This window comes from Leucobacter luti (genome assembly GCF_050310065.1).
GTDB classification, from domain to species: domain Bacteria; phylum Actinomycetota; class Actinomycetes; order Actinomycetales; family Microbacteriaceae; genus Leucobacter; species Leucobacter luti_B.
The window spans coordinates 1,824,572-1,840,373 of record NZ_CP190007.1; the positions used below are offsets into that span (position 1 = coordinate 1,824,572).

The 15,802-nt window shown below is 72.3% G+C and carries 11 protein-coding genes; 8 read left to right on the plus strand and 3 right to left on the minus strand.

Annotated elements, in window-relative coordinates; genetic code table 11:
* Positions 1-62: 62 nt before the first annotated feature.
* Together cydD and cydC are read left to right on the plus strand one after the other, a co-directional pair.
* Positions 63-1,742, plus strand: a complete 1,680-nt coding sequence (gene cydD / locus ACOPJ3_RS08395; RefSeq protein ID WP_427868740.1) for a thiol reductant ABC exporter subunit CydD — start codon at positions 63-65, stop codon at positions 1,740-1,742.
* Positions 1,739-3,445 carry a thiol reductant ABC exporter subunit CydC gene (gene cydC, locus ACOPJ3_RS08400; protein WP_427868741.1) on the plus strand — a complete coding sequence of 569 codons (1,707 nt, stop codon included), beginning with the start codon at positions 1,739-1,741 and terminating at the stop codon, positions 3,443-3,445. The genes cydD and cydC overlap by 4 nt, the downstream gene beginning before the upstream one ends.
* 37 nt (positions 3,446-3,482) lie before the next feature.
* Here cydC and ACOPJ3_RS08405 read toward each other — a convergent pair whose 3' ends face one another.
* Positions 3,483-4,334, minus strand: a complete 852-nt coding sequence (locus ACOPJ3_RS08405) for an aminotransferase class IV (protein WP_427868742.1) — start codon at positions 4,332-4,334, stop codon at positions 3,483-3,485.
* 82 nt (positions 4,335-4,416) lie between these two features.
* On the opposite strand from ACOPJ3_RS08405, the gene ACOPJ3_RS08410 reads away from it, so the two are divergent.
* The 6 genes from ACOPJ3_RS08410 to holA all read left to right on the plus strand — a co-directional run bounded on the left by ACOPJ3_RS08410 (position 4,417) and on the right by holA (position 13,938).
* Complete coding sequence (locus tag ACOPJ3_RS08410) at positions 4,417-5,772, plus strand: anthranilate synthase component I family protein (protein WP_427868743.1); 1,356 nt, start codon at positions 4,417-4,419, stop codon at positions 5,770-5,772.
* Between the two features lie 52 nt (positions 5,773-5,824).
* Positions 5,825-8,350: a leucine--tRNA ligase gene (gene leuS, locus ACOPJ3_RS08415; protein WP_427871193.1), complete on the plus strand. Its 2,526-nt coding sequence runs from the start codon at positions 5,825-5,827 to the stop codon at positions 8,348-8,350.
* 190 nt (positions 8,351-8,540) lie between these two features.
* Positions 8,541-9,491: a helix-hairpin-helix domain-containing protein gene (locus ACOPJ3_RS08420; RefSeq protein WP_427868744.1), complete on the plus strand. Its 951-nt coding sequence runs from the start codon at positions 8,541-8,543 to the stop codon at positions 9,489-9,491.
* Entirely contained in the window at positions 9,488-12,247 is a 2,760-nt protein-coding gene (locus tag ACOPJ3_RS08425; RefSeq protein WP_427868745.1) for a ComEC/Rec2 family competence protein, read from the plus strand. Before ACOPJ3_RS08420 ends, ACOPJ3_RS08425 begins: the two co-directional genes overlap by 4 nt.
* Complete coding sequence (locus tag ACOPJ3_RS08430) at positions 12,244-12,867, plus strand: thermonuclease family protein (RefSeq protein WP_427868746.1); 624 nt, start codon at positions 12,244-12,246, stop codon at positions 12,865-12,867. Before ACOPJ3_RS08425 ends, ACOPJ3_RS08430 begins: the two co-directional genes overlap by 4 nt.
* Before the next feature lie 57 nt (positions 12,868-12,924).
* Positions 12,925-13,938 (plus strand): DNA polymerase III subunit delta, encoded by a 1,014-nt coding sequence (holA, locus tag ACOPJ3_RS08435; RefSeq protein ID WP_427868747.1) that lies wholly within the window; start codon positions 12,925-12,927, stop codon positions 13,936-13,938.
* 93 nt (positions 13,939-14,031) lie between these two features.
* On the opposite strand, the gene rpsT is transcribed toward holA, so the two are convergent.
* Both rpsT and ACOPJ3_RS08445 read right to left on the minus strand, forming a co-directional pair.
* Entirely contained in the window at positions 14,032-14,292 is a 261-nt protein-coding gene (rpsT, locus tag ACOPJ3_RS08440; protein ID WP_427868748.1) for a 30S ribosomal protein S20, read from the minus strand.
* Positions 14,293-14,967: 675 nt separating this feature from the next.
* Positions 14,968-15,786, minus strand: a complete 819-nt coding sequence (locus ACOPJ3_RS08445) for an MOSC domain-containing protein (protein ID WP_427868749.1) — start codon at positions 15,784-15,786, stop codon at positions 14,968-14,970.
* Positions 15,787-15,802: the final 16 nt, after the last annotated feature.

Genomic DNA, 15,802 nt, shown 5'->3' on the forward strand with positions numbered 1-15,802 from the left:
TCGAGTTCCCATAGAATTCGGTGGTCCGAATCCGTGACCGCCGTCGAACACCCTGGAATGCCGTGAAACCCTTCGATCCGAGACTGCTCCGCACTGCGCGAGCGGCCCGCGGAGTACTGTCCCTCGGGGGCCTCCTCGGCCTCGCCCGCACGCTCGCGATCATCGCCTGGAGCTGGTTCGTCGCGCAGGCGATCACGGCGGTGGCGATCCCCGTGCTCGGGGGTGCTGGCGGCGCCTCCGGCCGCGTCGCGGAGGGAGCACACGAGCCTGCGGAGATCCCGTTCCTCGTCGGTATGGCCGCACTCGCACTCATCGTGCGTTCCGCCGCGACGTGGGGCATGGATACGGTCGCTGCCCGCGGCGCGATCAAGGTCAAGAGCCAGCTGCGGGGGGCGGCGCTCGACGCGCTCGACCAGCGCTCGCCAGCCAGGCTCGAGGGCGAGGCCGCGGCCCGCTCAGACGCGGAGTTCACGACCGTGCTCGGGCGGGGGCTCGACGCGCTCGACGGCTACTTCTCCGGCTACGTCCCGCAGCTCATCCTCACGGCCGTCGCGACCCCCATCCTGCTCATCGCCGTGCTGCTGGCGGACCCCGTGAGCGGGATCACCGTGCTCGTCGTCTTCCCGATCATCCCGGTGTTCATGATCCTGATCGGGCTCGCCACCCAGGCGGTGCAGGACCGCCAGTGGGACCAGCTGCAGCGGCTCTCCTCATCGTTCCTCGACGCGGTTTCGGGGCTTGCGACGCTCAAGATCTTCGGGCGCGAGGAGCGCCAGTCCGCGCGGATCGCGCGCGAGACCGACGAGTATCGCTCACGCACCATGAAGGTGCTGCGCGTCACGTTCCTCTCTGGCTTCGTGCTCGACCTCGCGGGCACCTTCTCGATCGCGCTCGTCGCGGTGACGGTCGGCACCCGGCTCGTCGCGGGCGAATTCCCGCTCGGGCTGGGGCTCTTCGTGCTGCTGCTCCTGCCCGAGGTCTTCATCCCGATCCGCCAGGTCGGGGCCGCGTTCCACGCCTCGACCGAGGGTCTCTCCGCCTCGAACGAGGTCTTCGAGCTCATCGAGGGGGACGGATCCGGATCCGGCGTCGCTGCCTCAGCCGCTGCCTCGGTCGCTGCCTCGGTCGCGGCCGCGCCCGGCACCGGGATCGCGCTCGACGGCGTCCGCGTCGAGCGGGGCGGCCGCGAGGTCGTCGGCCCCGTGTCGCTCACGGTCTCGCCGGGGGAGGTCGTGGCCCTCGCGGGGCCATCGGGGGCGGGCAAGTCGACGCTCCTCGCCGCGCTGCTCGGCTTCATCGGCGTCTCGGCCGGGTCGCTCGAGCGCACGCCCGAGCTCGCGTGGGCGGGTCAGCGCCCCGGGCTCCTGCAGGGCACCGTTGCGGAGAACGTCGCGCTCGGCGATCCGGCCCCGGATCCCGAGCTCGTGTCGCTCGCGCTCGACCGTGCCGGGCTCCCGGATCTCCGCTCCGACCTCGAACTCGGCGCCTCGGGCGCCGGCGTCTCCGGCGGCCAGGCGCAGCGCATCGCGGTCGCGCGGGCCCTCTACCGCGCCTGGCGGCACGAGGGGGCTGCGCTCCTCCTCGACGAGCCGACCTCGGCGCTCGACGCCGCGAGCGAGGCCGCCGTGTGCGCGGCGATGCGCCGCGAGGCCACGAGCGGGCGGGCGGTGCTCGTCGTGAGTCACCGGGAGGCCGTGCTCGCGGCCGCCGACCGCGTCGTGACGATCGGGGAGGCGGCATGAGCGCGCTGGATGCCCGCGAGGCGAGGCTCGCCGCGCGCGGCCGCGTGCTCGCTCGCGCGCTGCCCGCGCGCCGCCGTGCCCTGCCCGGAGCGCTGCTCGGGATCCTCGCCGACGGTTGCGTCGTCGGCCTGCTCGGGCTCAGCATGTGGCTCATCGTGCGCGCGGGCGAGCAGCCCCCGATCCTGCACCTGACGTTCGCGATCGTGGGCGTGCGCGCGCTCGCGATCGGGCGCGCCGCGTTCCGCTACGTCGAGCGCATCTCGAGCCACGACGCGGCCCTCGCGCAGCTCGCCGTGCTCCGCGCCTCAACGTTCGAGGCGCTCGTGCCCCGGATCCCCGGGGCCATCGAGTCGCACCGCCGCGGCGAGGTGCTCGCCGCCTTCGTCGACGACGTCGACCAGCTCCAGGACGAGCCCCTGCGAGTGCGCCAGCCCCTGATCGTGAGCGGCGCCGTCGTGATCCTGAGCCTCATCACGATCACCCTGATCTCGCCGCTCGCCGCGCTCGTGCTGCTCGTCGCGCTGCTCGCCTCGGGTGCGCTCGCGGTGTGGCTGTCCGCCCGCATGGCCGGGAGGTACGACCGGGAGCTGAGCGCGGCGCGGGCCGGACTCATCGACGCGCTGCTCGAGCGCTTCGCCTCGGCCGAGGTGCTCGCCGCCTTCGGCGCCGTCGGGATGCAACGGTCCCGCATCGACCGCGCCGAGGCGCGGCTCGCCGAGGTCCAGCTGCGCCGGGCGCGCTCCGCTGGACTCACGGGCGCGATCCTGACGCTCGCGGCCGGGATCGCCTCGCTCGGCACGCTCGTCGTGCTGCTGCCGGCGCTCGGTACTGGCATCTCCGCGCCCCTCTTCTCGGCCGCCGTGATCGTGCCCGCCGCGGTGTTCGAGATCTTTGCCCAGGTGCCGGCCGCGCTTGCGGCCCGGCGCGCCGTGCAGGCGAGCGCCGACCGCGTCGCGGCGCTCACTGAGACGCCGCTTCCCGCGGAAATCCCCGTCGAAGATCCAGATCCGGCGACCGGTTCCTCGGAGGTTCCTGCACCTGTGCCTGGCGCCCCGCTGCTGCGTGTCCGCGGGCTCTCGGTGCGGCATCCGGGAGCGGCGCGCGACGCCGTGACCGGCCTCGACTTCGAGGTGGCACCGGGCGAGACCCTCGTGATCACGGGCGAGAGTGGCGCGGGCAAGAGCACGCTCGCGCTCGCGCTCGTGCGCTTCCTCGACTACGGGGGTAGCTACGAACTCGGCGGGCGCGAGGTGTCGGAACTCCCGATCCGCACCGTGCGCGAGACGGTGGGCCTCTGCGAGCAGACGCCGCACCTCTTCGACGCGGACCTCAGGCAGAACCTGAAGTTCGCCCGCGATACCGCGAGCGACGATGAACTGCTCGCCGCGCTCGCCCGCGTCGGCCTCGCCGAGTGGGCGGCCGAGCGGGGCGGGCTCGACGCCCCGGTCGGCGAGCACGGCGCCCTCGTCTCGGGCGGGCAGGCGCAGCGCATCGGCCTCGCGCGCGTGCTGCTCGCGGACTTCCCGATCCTGGTGCTCGACGAGCCGACCGCCGGCGTCGACCGCGCCCGCGCGGACTCGCTGCTCAGCGACCTGCTCGCGGCGGTCCCCGAGGACCGCGCCGTGCTCCTCATCACCCACACGGAGCTCCCGGCGGGGGTGCGGGCCAGCTCGCTGGAACTGCCGGCGCCCGTGGTGCGGTAGGAGCCTGATCCCAGACTTTCCTGTGCCGCTTGCGTCGCTAGTGCTGGGGTGCGATGGGCCGCCAGGCCCCGTCGAGAATGGCACGGAACGCCGCGAGGCGCGCCGGATCCGGGGCCGCGGTCGGCACGCCGTCGATGCTCGTGACCGGGCGAATCCCGTGCAGGGCGTTGACTGCCCAGACCTCCGCGCCTGGCGCCGTGAGGCGCTCGCGGGTGAGCTGGGCGGGCGGTGGTGGCTCGTTCTCGGCCTGAGCGAGGAGCGCCTCGGTGACGGAGGCCACGCGATCCGGCGCGTCGGAGACGAACGCGCGGTCGCCCTCCCAGAGGATGATGCTCGTGGTCGCACCCTCGCGCACGCGCGCGGTGCGCGGATCGAGGAGCAGGGTCTCCGCGCCGAGCTCGCGGTTGAGCGCGGCGTACTCCGCGATGTTCGGTCCCTTGACGTCGGCGTGCTCGGGGGCCGCGAGCGTCGTCGTGCGGAGGCGGATCTCCGTGCCCAGCTGGGGGAGCGGGCGCAGGGATAGCGCGAGCCGCGCGGGGTCTTGGGCCGCTCCTGTGCTCGTCTTGCTGGCCGCCCACAACTCGAGGCGGGGGAAGCCCGCGCCGAAGTCGGCGATCCGCCGCATTGCGTCCGCGAGGAAAGCGTCCAGTTCGCCGGGCCGCTGCGCGGCGCCGCGGTGGGCCGTGGCGGCGCGCACGCCCCGCGCGAATCGCCGAAGGTGCGCCTCGGGCGCGCGCGCCTCGGCGATCCCGCCCCGCACCCGCACCCGCACCCTGAAGGAGTCCGCCACGAGGAGCGCAGGCGCCCCCGCGTCGCCGTCGAGTCGGCCGAAAGGCCCCTTTCCCGCGGCTGATTGGGGCTCTTGGGCCGACTCGGCGTCTTCCACCATGCCAGGAGGCTAGCACCCGCGCAGCCCTGCACCCGCGCACCCCTGCACCCGCCCACCCCCTTGCGAGCGCTACGCTGAGTGCGTGGTAGAGCCGAGACGAGAGCGCGCGGCCGCGCGCCTGCCGATCCGGCTCGGGCGCGATCCGCTCGCGATCGCGCGCCGCGTCGCCGCCCTCGGGGGCGCCTGGGCCTGGCTCGACGGCGAGGGCGCGCCCGCGGGCGAGCCGCGCGTGAGCACCTTCGTCATCGCGAGCGCGGTGATTACGGCCGAGCGGGGTCGCGAACGGGAGTTTCTCGAGCAGCTTCGGCCCGAGCTACACCCGCGCGGCGGCGCAGGCGGCGCGGTCGGCGGATCGCTCCGGTGCGGGTGGGTCGTCGCCCTGTCCTACGAGTTCGGGGTGGCACTCCTCGGCGTGCGGCCCGCCGCAGACGAGCAGCCGCCCGGCTTCGCGCTCCGCGCGGAGACCGTGCTCACGCTCGACCACGAGACGGGCGAGGCCGAGCTCACGGGTCGTAGCGAGGCTTCGCTCGCGAGAATCGCTCGCAGACTTGCGACGCAAGTCACTGAGGCAAGTGGACACCGCGAGCGGCCAACGCACGCCTGGCGCACGAGCGACGAGCGCTACCGCGCGCACGTCGAGGCCAGCGTCGAGTCGATCCGGGAGGGCGACGCCTACGTGCTCTGCCTCACCGACACGGCGCGGATCGACGGATCCCCTGATCCGATCGACGTGTATGCCAGGCTCCGCGCCGCGGGGGCCGGCGCGCGCGGCGCTGTGATCGTCGCGGGCGGCCGCGCCCTCGTCTCTGCGAGCCCAGAGCGCTTCCTCTCGGTCCGCGGGCGCGGGGTGCGCACCGACCCGATCAAGGGGACGCGGCGAAGGGATCCTGATCCCGCCAGGGAGCGAGACCTTGCCGACCGGCTCGCGGGCGACCCCAAGGAGCGCGCGGAGAACCTCATGATCGTCGACCTCATGCGCAACGACCTGAGCCGGGTCTGCGTGCCGGGCACGGTCGGCGTCGAGGGCTTCCTGCGGGTCGAGAGCCACCCGCACGTGCACCAGCTCGTGAGCACGGTGCGCGGCACACTCGCCCCCGGACTGTCCGGAATCGATGCGCTGATCTCGTGCTTTCCCGGCGGGTCGATGACGGGCGCGCCGAAGCGGAGCGCCGTCGAGATCCTGGCGTCGCTCGAGGGTGGCCCGCGCGGGCTCTACTCGGGCTGCTTCGGCTGGGTCGACGACGGCGGCGACCTCGAGCTCGCAATGAGTATTCGCGGCGTCGAGTTCCGGGGCGCGAGCGCCTCCTGCGATCCCGCGCACATGCTCATCGGGGCCGGCGGCGGGATCACCGCGGATTCGGATCCGGAGCGGGAACTGGCCGAGCGGGATCTCAAGGCTGCGGCGCTCATCGCCGCAGCCTGCGACCCGGTAAACTAGTCGGGTGTGCCCGCACTCGCTGCGGGCGATCCGGAACGAGATCGAGGTGTGTGTGACCGAGCAGCAGGGGCGTGACGCAGAGGGCTACGACTTCCGCGCCATTCAGGAGCGGTGGCTCCCGGTGTGGGACGAGCTGAAGCCGTTCGAGGTCGAAGGGGCCGGCAGCGGCAAGCCCCGCAAGTACGTGCTCGACATGTTCCCGTATCCCTCGGGCGATCTGCACATGGGCCACGCCGAGGCGTTCTGCTTCGGCGACGTGCTCGCGCGCTACTGGCGCGGCCGCGGCTACGAGGTGCTGCACCCGATCGGCTGGGACTCCTTCGGCCTGCCCGCGGAGAACGCGGCGATCAAGCGCGGCGTCGACCCGCGCGAGTGGACCTACGCGAACATCGCGCAGCAGAAGACGAGCTTCCGTCAGTACGCGCCGTCGTTCGACTGGAGCCGCGTGCTGCACACGAGCGACCCCGAGTACTACCGCTGGAACCAGTGGCTCTTCCTCAAGTTCTACGAGAAGGGCCTCGCCTATCGCAAGGCGAGCTGGGTGAACTGGGATCCGGTGGATCAGACGGTGCTCGCGAACGAGCAGGTGCTCGCCGACGGCACCTCGGAGCGCTCGGGCGCGCTCGTCGTGAAGAAGAAGCTGACGCAGTGGTACTTCCGGATCACGGACTACGCGGATCGCCTGCTCGACGACCTCGACAAGCTCGAGGGCGCCTGGCCGTCGAAGGTACTCAACATGCAGCGGAACTGGATCGGCCGCTCGCGCGGCGCCGAGGTCGAGTTCGAGATCGAGGGCCGCGAGGAGAGAGTGCCGGTCTTCACGACCCGGCCCGACACGCTGCACGGCGCGACCTTCATGGTCGTCGCCCCGGACTCGGATCTCGCCGCTGAGCTCGCAGCCGGCGCCTCTTCTGAGGTCCGCATGCGCTTCCAGGCATACCTTGAAGAAACCCAGAAGCAGACGGAAATCGAGCGGCAGAGCACCGAGCGGGAGAAGACCGGCGTCTTCCTCGACCACTTCGCCGTGAACCCCGCCAACGGTGAGCGTATTCCCGTCTGGGCATCCGACTACGTGCTCGCGGACTACGGTCACGGCGCGATCATGGCGGTCCCCGCGCACGACCAGCGTGACCTCGACTTCGCGCGCAAGTTCGAGCTGCCCGTGCGGGTGGTCGTCGACGTGCGCGACGAGGACGGCAACTCGCTGCCCGACCCGCTCGAGAGCGGCGTCGCGACGGCTGGCGACGGCGTGCTCGTCAACTCGGGCGAGCTCGACGGGCTCGCGAAGGCCGACGCCATCGCGAAGGCCATCGAGGTGCTCGAGGCGCGCGGCACCGGCCGCGCCGCCACGACCTACCGTCTGCGCGACTGGCTGATCTCCCGCCAGCGCTACTGGGGCACCCCGATCCCGATCCTGCACGGCGAGAACGGCGAGATGAAGCCGGTCGACCAGGCGCAGCTCCCGGTCGAGCTGCCGGCCTCCGAGGGCCTCGATCTGAAGCCGAAGGGCTCCTCGCCGCTCGGCGCGGCGACGGAGTGGGCGACGGTGCAGGATCCCGAGACGGGCGAAACCTGGACGCGGGATCCGGACACGATGGACACCTTCGTGGACAGCTCCTGGTACTTCCTCCGCTACGTCTCGTCGCAGGATGACACGCAGGCGTTCGATCCCGAGCTCATCAACGCGTGGGGCCCCGTCGACCAGTACGCGGGCGGCGTTGAGCACGCGATCCTGCACCTGCTCTACTCGCGCTTCATCACGAAGGTGCTGCACGATCTGGGGTATCTCGACTTCGACGAGCCGTTCACGGCGCTGCTCAACCAGGGCATGGTGCTGCAGGACGGCGCGAAGATGTCGAAGTCGAAGGGCAACCTCGTCGAGTTCGCGAGCGAGCTTTCCGAGCACGGCGCGGACGCGCTGCGCGTGACGCTCGCGTTCGCCGGCCCGCCCGAGGACGACATCGACTGGGCCGACGTTTCGGTGCAGGGCTCGGCGAAGTTCCTGGCCCGCGCCTGGCGCGTGGCGGACGACGTGGAGCGGGGCGGGGCGCCCGTCGGCGCCTCGTTCGACGGCGGCGACGCCGGCCTCCGCCGCGCGACGCACCACCTGCTCGCGGAGGCGCCGGGGCTCGTCGAGGCGTACAAGTTCAACGTCGTCGTCGCCCGCCTCATGGAGCAGGTCAACGTGACGCGCAAGGCGATCGATTCCGGCTGCGGCGTCGCGGATCCCGCGGTGCGCGAGTCGGCCGAGGCGATCGCGGTGATCCTCTCGCTCTTCGCGCCCTACGCGGCCGAGGACATGTGGGCGAAGCTCGGCCACGAGCCGACGGTCGCGCTCGTCGAGTGGCCCGCGGCCGATCCCGCCCTGCTCGTCGAGGACGAGGTGACGATGGTCGTGCAGGTCGACGGCAAGGTGCGGGATCGCCTCACCCTGCCCGCCTCCGTGAGCGAGGCCGAGGCCGAGGCCGCGGCGCGCGCCTCGGCGGGCGTGCAGCGCGCGATCGGGGATCGCCAGGTCGTGAACGTGGTCGTGCGCGTGCCGAAGATCGTGAGCATCGCGACGAAGCCCGCCTCCTAGCGCGTCGCTTCCGGCCCGTCAGCGTGGATTTGCGCGCTGGCGGGCCGTTGGCGTTTCTGGGGTTGTTGGCGGTTTCGCGCTGTATGAGGAAGTTCGCTCACAGGCGTGCGTTTGGGCCGTTCTCCGGCCCGTTCTCCACAGATCTCCCGGCGCCGGATCGCGGACGCGCTTCCGCCCCTAGCCTCGGGGCATGACTGAGCAGACACGCACCCCCGCTCCTCTCTCCGCGGCGCTCCCATCGGAGGCCTCACGTCCTTCCTCGCATGCACCGTGGAGCAGCGAGGCGCTGCTCTCGGGCGTGGAATGGCGGAGCCGTGCGCCCGATGCGCACCGGCACGGGCGGCGGGAGCGTGGACCGGTAACGCCCGAGTGCGGGCGTCCCGCGGGCTCGCGCGCGGGGCCCCGCACGCTCGAACCGGTTGCCCCCGGGTCTCTGTGGGAGCGGCTGCGCGGCTCTGCGGGGGTGCCGCTTGCCGTCGCGGTGGTCGTGCTGCTGCTCGCGGCAGGGGTGACGATCGCGGTCGTGGCGTTCTCGAGCGGCGGCGCTGTGGCGGTGACGGGCGAGGCCAGTCACGGCGACGCCAGTCAGAGCGCCTCCGGCCACGGCGAGTCCGGCCACGGGGAGGCCGGAGTCTCCGGGGCGCAGGGTCAGACTGCGTCCGGCGGAGCGGCCGCGGCGCCCCAATCGCAAGAGGTCTTCGTGCACGTCGTCGGCGCCGTCGCTACGCCGGGGGTCGTGGCGTTGCCGAGCGGCTCGCGGGTCGAGGAAGCGGTCGCCCGGGCCGGGGGCGCGAGCGATTCGGCTGACCTCTCGGGGGTGAACCTCGCCCGGGCCGTCGTCGACGGGGAACAGCTCCGGATTCCGGCGATCGGCGAGCCGCCGCCGCCCGGGGCCGCGCCGTCCGTGCCTGGCGCATCGACGGGCGGTATCGCGAATGGTTCGCCCGGAGGTCCCCTCAACCTCAACGCCGCGACCGAGGCGGAGCTCGACGCGCTCCCCGGCATCGGCCCCGCACTCGCGAGCCGAATCGTGGAGTGGCGCACCGCCAACGGGAAATTTCTGAGCGCCGAGCAACTCGATGAGGTGTCGGGAATCGGACCGAAACTCCTCGAACGGCTGCTCCCGCTGGTGGGCGTGTGAGCGGATCGCGGCAGGCGGCGCCGCCCGGGTCGACCCGTCTGCTCCTGCCGGCGGGGATCGCCTGGGCCGTCGCCGCCGTCGCGGTGGGCGTGCCAGGAAGCGGGGTCTGGCTCGTTGTCGCTGGCGGTGCGGGAACGGCGGTGCTGCTGGTGCTCGCGATCCTGCATGTCCGGTTTTCATCACGCACCACCCTCCCCGAAGCCGCCCTCGCGCTCGCGGCGCTGCCTGTCGCGGTCGTGCTGCTCCTCGGGGCGCGGATTCTGCCGGCGGAGCAGGCGCGGGACGCGCCCGTGCTCGAGCAGGCGGCAGCGGCTGGTACGACCGTCGAGCTGGGCGCCGAGCTCGAGGGCTTTCCACGTCGGATCACGGCTGTGGCGTCGGATGCGGCGTCGGATGCGGCGTCGGATGCGGCGACCGGGCCGGTATCGGGGCCTCAGCAGCCGGAACGCCTCTGGGTCCGGGCGAGTGGCCTGGCCGAGATTAAGGGGGTGCCGCTCGTACTCTGGCTCGACGGCGCCACCGTGGACGCGCACGGCTGGGGCCCCGGCACCTCGGTCCGAATCAGGGCCGAGCCGGTGCTACTCGAACCTGGTTCCTCGGCCGCCTTCGGCCTCGGAGTGCGTGAAGGGAGCGCGACGCCGGGGGCACTGGCGCCGGTCGTCGAGCTCCGACGTGCCCTTGTCGACGCGTCGTCGCGCGTGCCGGGAGCCGAGCTGGTCCCGGGCCTCGCGGTGGGGGATACGTCGCTCCTGACGCCGGAGCTCGCACAAGCGATGCGTGAGAGCTCGCTCACGCACCTCGTCGCGGTCTCCGGTTCGAACTGCGCGCTCATCACGGGGGCGATCATTGCTGCGACCGCCCGACTGGGCGCAGGCCGGCGCCTCCGGATCCTGCTCGGCGCAGTGGCTCTCGCTGGCTTCGTGCTCGTCGTCGGGCCCGACGCGAGCGTGCAGCGCGCCGCCATCATGGCCGGAGTGGTGCTGGTCTCCGGCTTCGGCGGCAAGCGTTCGCACGCGCTGCCAGCACTCGCGCTGGCGATGCTCGGCATGCTCCTCGTTGATCCCTGGCAGTCCCGCGAGGCCGGGTTCGGTCTCTCGGTCGCGGCAACGGCGGGGATCCTGCTGCTCGCGACTCCGTTGCAGTCGGCCGTGCTTCGCGCGCTTCCGCTGCCGCGGTGGCTCGCGCTCTCCTTCGCTGTAGCGATCTCGGCGCAGCTCGCCTGCGGCCCGCTCCTGCTGCTGCTCGAGCCCGGCGTGCCGGTCGTCGGCGTCGTTGCAAACGTGCTCGCCGCGCCCGCGGCGCCGGTCGGCACGGCGCTCGGACTCATCGCGCTGCTGCTCGCGCCCCTCGATGCCGGCGCGATGACCTGGCTCTGCGAGCTGGCGGTGTGGCTCGCGAGTCTGCCCGCACGGTGGATCGCCGCGACGGCGGCGGTGTGCGCGGGGCTCCCGTTCGGGCGCGCGCCGTGGCCGGACGGCTGGGGAGGGGCGCTGCTGCTGGCGTTCTGCGAGGCCCTGTTCGTCGCTGGCTGGGCAGTCGCGAGAGGCGGCGCGCGGTGGGTGCCGTGGGGTGGACGGGTGCGCCTCGGCGTCCGGCGCGGGGCCGTGGTTGCCGCGTGCACTGCGGCCGCGTGCGGGATCGCGGCTGGCCCGACTCTTGTGGCGCCGGCCGTGCGGCTCGGCGCCGTACCGGCGGACTGGCGGATTGTGGCGTGCGACATCGGGCAGGGAGACGCCCTGTTGCTGCGCGGATCGAGCACGGGCGGGGGCGCTTCGCCCGTGATGCTCGTCGACACGGGAGACGACGAAGAACTGCTGACCGCCTGCCTCCGTCTGTTTTCGGTCGACCGCATCGCCCTTCTCGCGCTCAGCCACGACGATAAGGACCATGTCGGCGCCGTCGGCGCCGTCGCAGGCATGGTTGACGAGGCGCTCATCGCCCCGCCCTCTGCCGACCAGGGGGAGGGCCGGCCGCTCCTGCGGCGGCTTGAGGGGCTCGGGATCCCGTACCGAATCGGGGCCGAAGGGATGCATGAGGAGCACGGCGAACTCTCCTGGAGGGTGCTCGCGCCCCGTGATGGCGCTCGCCCGCAGGACACCAACAGCGCCAGCGTCATCATGATCGTCGACGCGGGCGGCATCAGCGCGCTCATGCTCGGCGACAGTGGATCCGAGCAACAGCGTTCGCTGCGCTGGCAATCGAGCGCAGCACCGGGCTCGCTCGACGTCGACGTGGTGAAGGTCGCGCACCACGGCTCGAAAGATCACGATCCGGAGCTGCTGCAGCTCGCCGCCGCGGAGCTCGGACTTATCTCGGCCGGAGCAGGCAACAGCTATGGTCATCCGGCGCCCGAGACGCTGCGCTCGGTCGCCGCAGCCGGAACCGCGGCGCTACGCACGGACCTTCTCGGATCGATCGCGATCTCGGGCGCACCCGGACACCTCACTGTGTGGGCTGAGCGACCGTCGCAGGTCTGCGCCGACGATAGGCTGAGCGAGTGCAGCAACGGCCCAGAAAACCCCAGCTCAAGAGCCGTTCCCGGAAGGGGATCGGGTGCCTCGCCACGGCGGGAATTGCGATCGCGGGGGTCGTCCTCATCGGCGGCGTCCTATCGGCTATCGGCGGGGCTGGCTCGGGTGAGACGGATGAGTTGTCCGCGCAGCTGGTCGAGCAGTCGGAACGTACGGGCACGACGCCATCGAGCGACGCTGAGCCGGCCGCCCCCGGGACGACGAGCGCGACGCTGCGCAGCGTGATCGACGGAGACACCCTCGCGACGTCCGCCGGAACCGTCCGGATCATCGGCATCGACAGTCCCGAGCGGGGCGAGTGCGGGAGCGGTGAGGCGGCGGGCGCGCTGAGCGCTGCGCTCGCGCCGGGGGAGACGTTGACGCTTGCGCTGCCCGCCGGGCAGAACGCGCAGGATCGTCACGGCCGTCTACTCCGTTCCGTCGCGGGCGGTGGGATCGCCGACCTCGGGCTCGCGCAGCTCGAGGCCGGTCACGCGGTCGCGCGATACGACTCGCGTGACGGCTACCCCCGGCACCCGCTCGAGGACGCCTACCATTCCGCCCAGATTGCGTCGCTCGACGCCGAAGGGCGCGTGCTGACACCGGCGTGCGCGGCCGCCGCAGAGGCGGCCGCTGCGGCGGTGCCGACCGCGCCGCCTGCCGAACCGCCGACCGCGCCGGGCACTTCTGGCGATGACTGGTGGCGGCAGTATCCGTCGTGCGCGGCGCTCAAGCGGAACACGGTCGGACATCCGGTCGGGCCGTTCAACCGCGACGCGCCGGACGAGGCAGCGGCCTATCAGTGGTTCCAGTTCGGCACGGGGCATCGAGGCGACGGCGACGGCGACGGGCTCGCCTGCGAGTAGCTGCCGCAGCCGCAGGCCCGGTCCGTCCGTGTCGGTGGTCCCCAGTAGTCTTGATGCGTGGCAGCAGCACGAGGTTCGAAGACCAAAATCCCGCAGCTCGACTGGACGCAGGCGCAGCCCGCCCCGGTCGTGCTCGTGAGCGGGCCCGAAGACTTCTTGGCGGATCGCGCGATACAGTCGGTGCGCGCCGCGCTCCTCGAGGCGAGCCCCGAGCTCGAGATCCATGACGTCGACGCCGCCTCCTACACGGCGGGCGAGCTCTTCACGATCGCGAGCCCGTCGCTCTTCGCAGAGCCGAGGCTGATTCGCGTGACGGCGGTCGAGAAATGTTCCGACGCGTTCCTGGAGGATGCGAAGCGCTACGCCACGGAGCCCGCCGAAGACACCACGCTCGTGCTGCGCCACGCAGGCGGCAACCGCGGCAAGGCCCTGCTCGACCTCGTGCGCTCGGGTGCCGGGGGAGCGATCGAGGTCGTCTGCCCCGAAATGAAGAAGGACCAGGATCGCCTCGCCTTCCTGCAGGCCGAGTTCCGGCGGCTGGGCGCGCAGGCGACGCCCGGGGCGGTCCGCATGCTCGCGGCGGCCTACTCGGGCGGCATCGGCGAGGTCGCGGGCGCGGTCAACCAGCTGGTCTCAGACGTGGGCAACCGCATTACCGAGGACGAGGTCACCCGGGCGACCGAGGGCCGCGTCGAGACCAACGCGTTCCGCGTGGCCGATGCCGCAACCGCTGGCAGGGCCGCCGAGGCGCTCGTGCTCCTGCGCCAGGCGCTCTCCACGGGCACGGATCCGATCCCGCTCCTCGCCGCCATCAACATGAAGGTGCGCGGCATGGCCCGCGTCTACGGCGCGACGGGCCCGAGTGGCAAGCTCGCCGGTGAGCTCGGCATGGCCCCCTGGCAGGTCGACCGGGCGCGCAAGGAGGTCACGGCCTGGCGCGAGGAAGACCTCGCCCGCTGCATCGACCTCGGCGCCGAAACCGAGTGGCTGCTCAAGGGCGGCTCGCGCGCACCCGAGTACGCGCTCGAGAAGTACCTGCTCTTCGTGGCGAGGCGCGGCCGGAGTCGCTAGCAGGCGAGGCGGATCCGGGTCTGGATCCTGATCCGGACCCAGAAACGACTGAGGCCCCGCCGGAGCGGGGCCTCGAGTACTGCTGCGGAACGCTTAGAGCGCCGCGACCTGAACGGCAAGCTTCGACTTGCGGTTCGCGGCCTGGTTCTTGTGGATGACACCCTTCGACACGGCCTTGTCGAGCTTGCGGCTCGCGGTCTTCAGCGTGGTGAGGGCGGTGTCCTTGTCGCCAGCGGCGATGGCGCGGCGGGTCGCACGCACGGCGGTGCGGAGCTCGCTCTTGTACGCGCGGTTGCGCTCGGTCGCCTTCGCGTTGGTCTTGATGCGCTTGATCTGCGACTTGATGTTTGCCACGTGTGGTTGTTCCTAACGACGTAAAAGGTTTGACGGTGGTGTTCCGCGCGGCGAGAGAGGGCACCCCGCGGGTGTGTGGTGTGATCCACACGCAAGCCAAGAATCAAGAATAGCAGACTTCGCGCCCCGGAACCCGAGCGCCGCGAGGCGCGTCGCGCGACTCGGCCTAGTCGGGCCGGCTCGGCCCCGTAGGCCCGTTTGCCCCCGGTTCCGCAGCCGAGTCGGCCGTAAAGCCCCATTCGCGGGGTTGAAAGGGGCTTTACGGCCCACTCGGGCGCGGGAATGGGGCCTTTCGGCCGACTCGAGGTGGCGCGGGTGGACAGTCGCAGTCTCCAGGTGCGGCGCGCCGGGGGGTGGGGGTGAGGCCCGCGGATAGTGAGTGGGCGTGCGGGGCGCGGATGGCGAGTGGGGGGTGCGGGGCGCGGGGCGCGGCACGCGCGGTGCGAACGGGCGCGCGGGTGCGCCTCCGCGCGGGTGCGCCTCCGCGGGGGTGCGGTGCGCTGCGCGCTCGTCGAGTGGGCCGTAAAGCCCCTTTCGCGGGGTTGAAAGGGGCTTTACGGCCGACTCGGGCGCGGGAATGGGGCCTTTCGGCCGACTCGAGGTGGTGCGGGGTCCACCACGCCCCGGGAACTCCAGAACCCCAGAACCCCCAGAACCCCCGGACCCCCGAACCCCCTACGAAACCAGCTCGACCTCGTCGCCGACGCGGATCACGCCGCCGGCGTCCGGGGCGCCGAGGCCGACGGGGAGGAGGAAGCGGCCGAACGTCGGCTGAGATTGCCCGATCACGCGGGTGAGTGTCGTGAGCACCTCGGCGTCGCGCACGCCGGTTTCGGGGTTCGCGTGGGTGTTGAGGCAGCGGCCGATGGGCTCCTGCGGGGCGAAGTGCACGTCGCCGATGCGCACGGCGGAGAGCTCGGAGATCTCTTCCCAGGCCGAGACCCCCGAGATTGCGATGTTCGAGCGGAAGCGGTCGTCCGAGATCTCCTGCCCGAGCGCGTCGCCGAGCGCGGCCAAGCTCTCGCGGGAGTGCATGGAGATGAAGCCCTCGGGGTTGTCCTGGAAGCGGGACTCGCCCGTCGTCCCCATGAGGGTGAGCGGCAGCCGCCCCGGCGCCGAAAGGTGCGCGGCCTCTGGCCCCGCGAGCAGGTATTCCGTCACGGCGTCCGCGATCGCGCGGCGGCCCGCCTCGTCGAGCGGGCCGGAGACGAGCTCGGGACCGTCGTCGCCGCGCAGGATCCGGATCCCGCCGCCGTCGGGCAACAGGGTGAGCCGGAGCGCCGCGAGGCTCGGGAACTCCATGCGCGTGAGGCCCTTCGACTTCGACCACAGCTGCATGCCGGCGCGCTCGCGCGGAGCGACGCCGCTCGCATAGCGGAAGGAGAAGGCCCGGTCACCCTCGATGCGTCCGTCGGGCTGCACCCGCAGCTCGGAGACGGACTCCTGCGTGAAACCTTTGACGGGGAAGCGGTAGAGCGCGACGACCTGTGCCATTCGTCAATACTTGCAC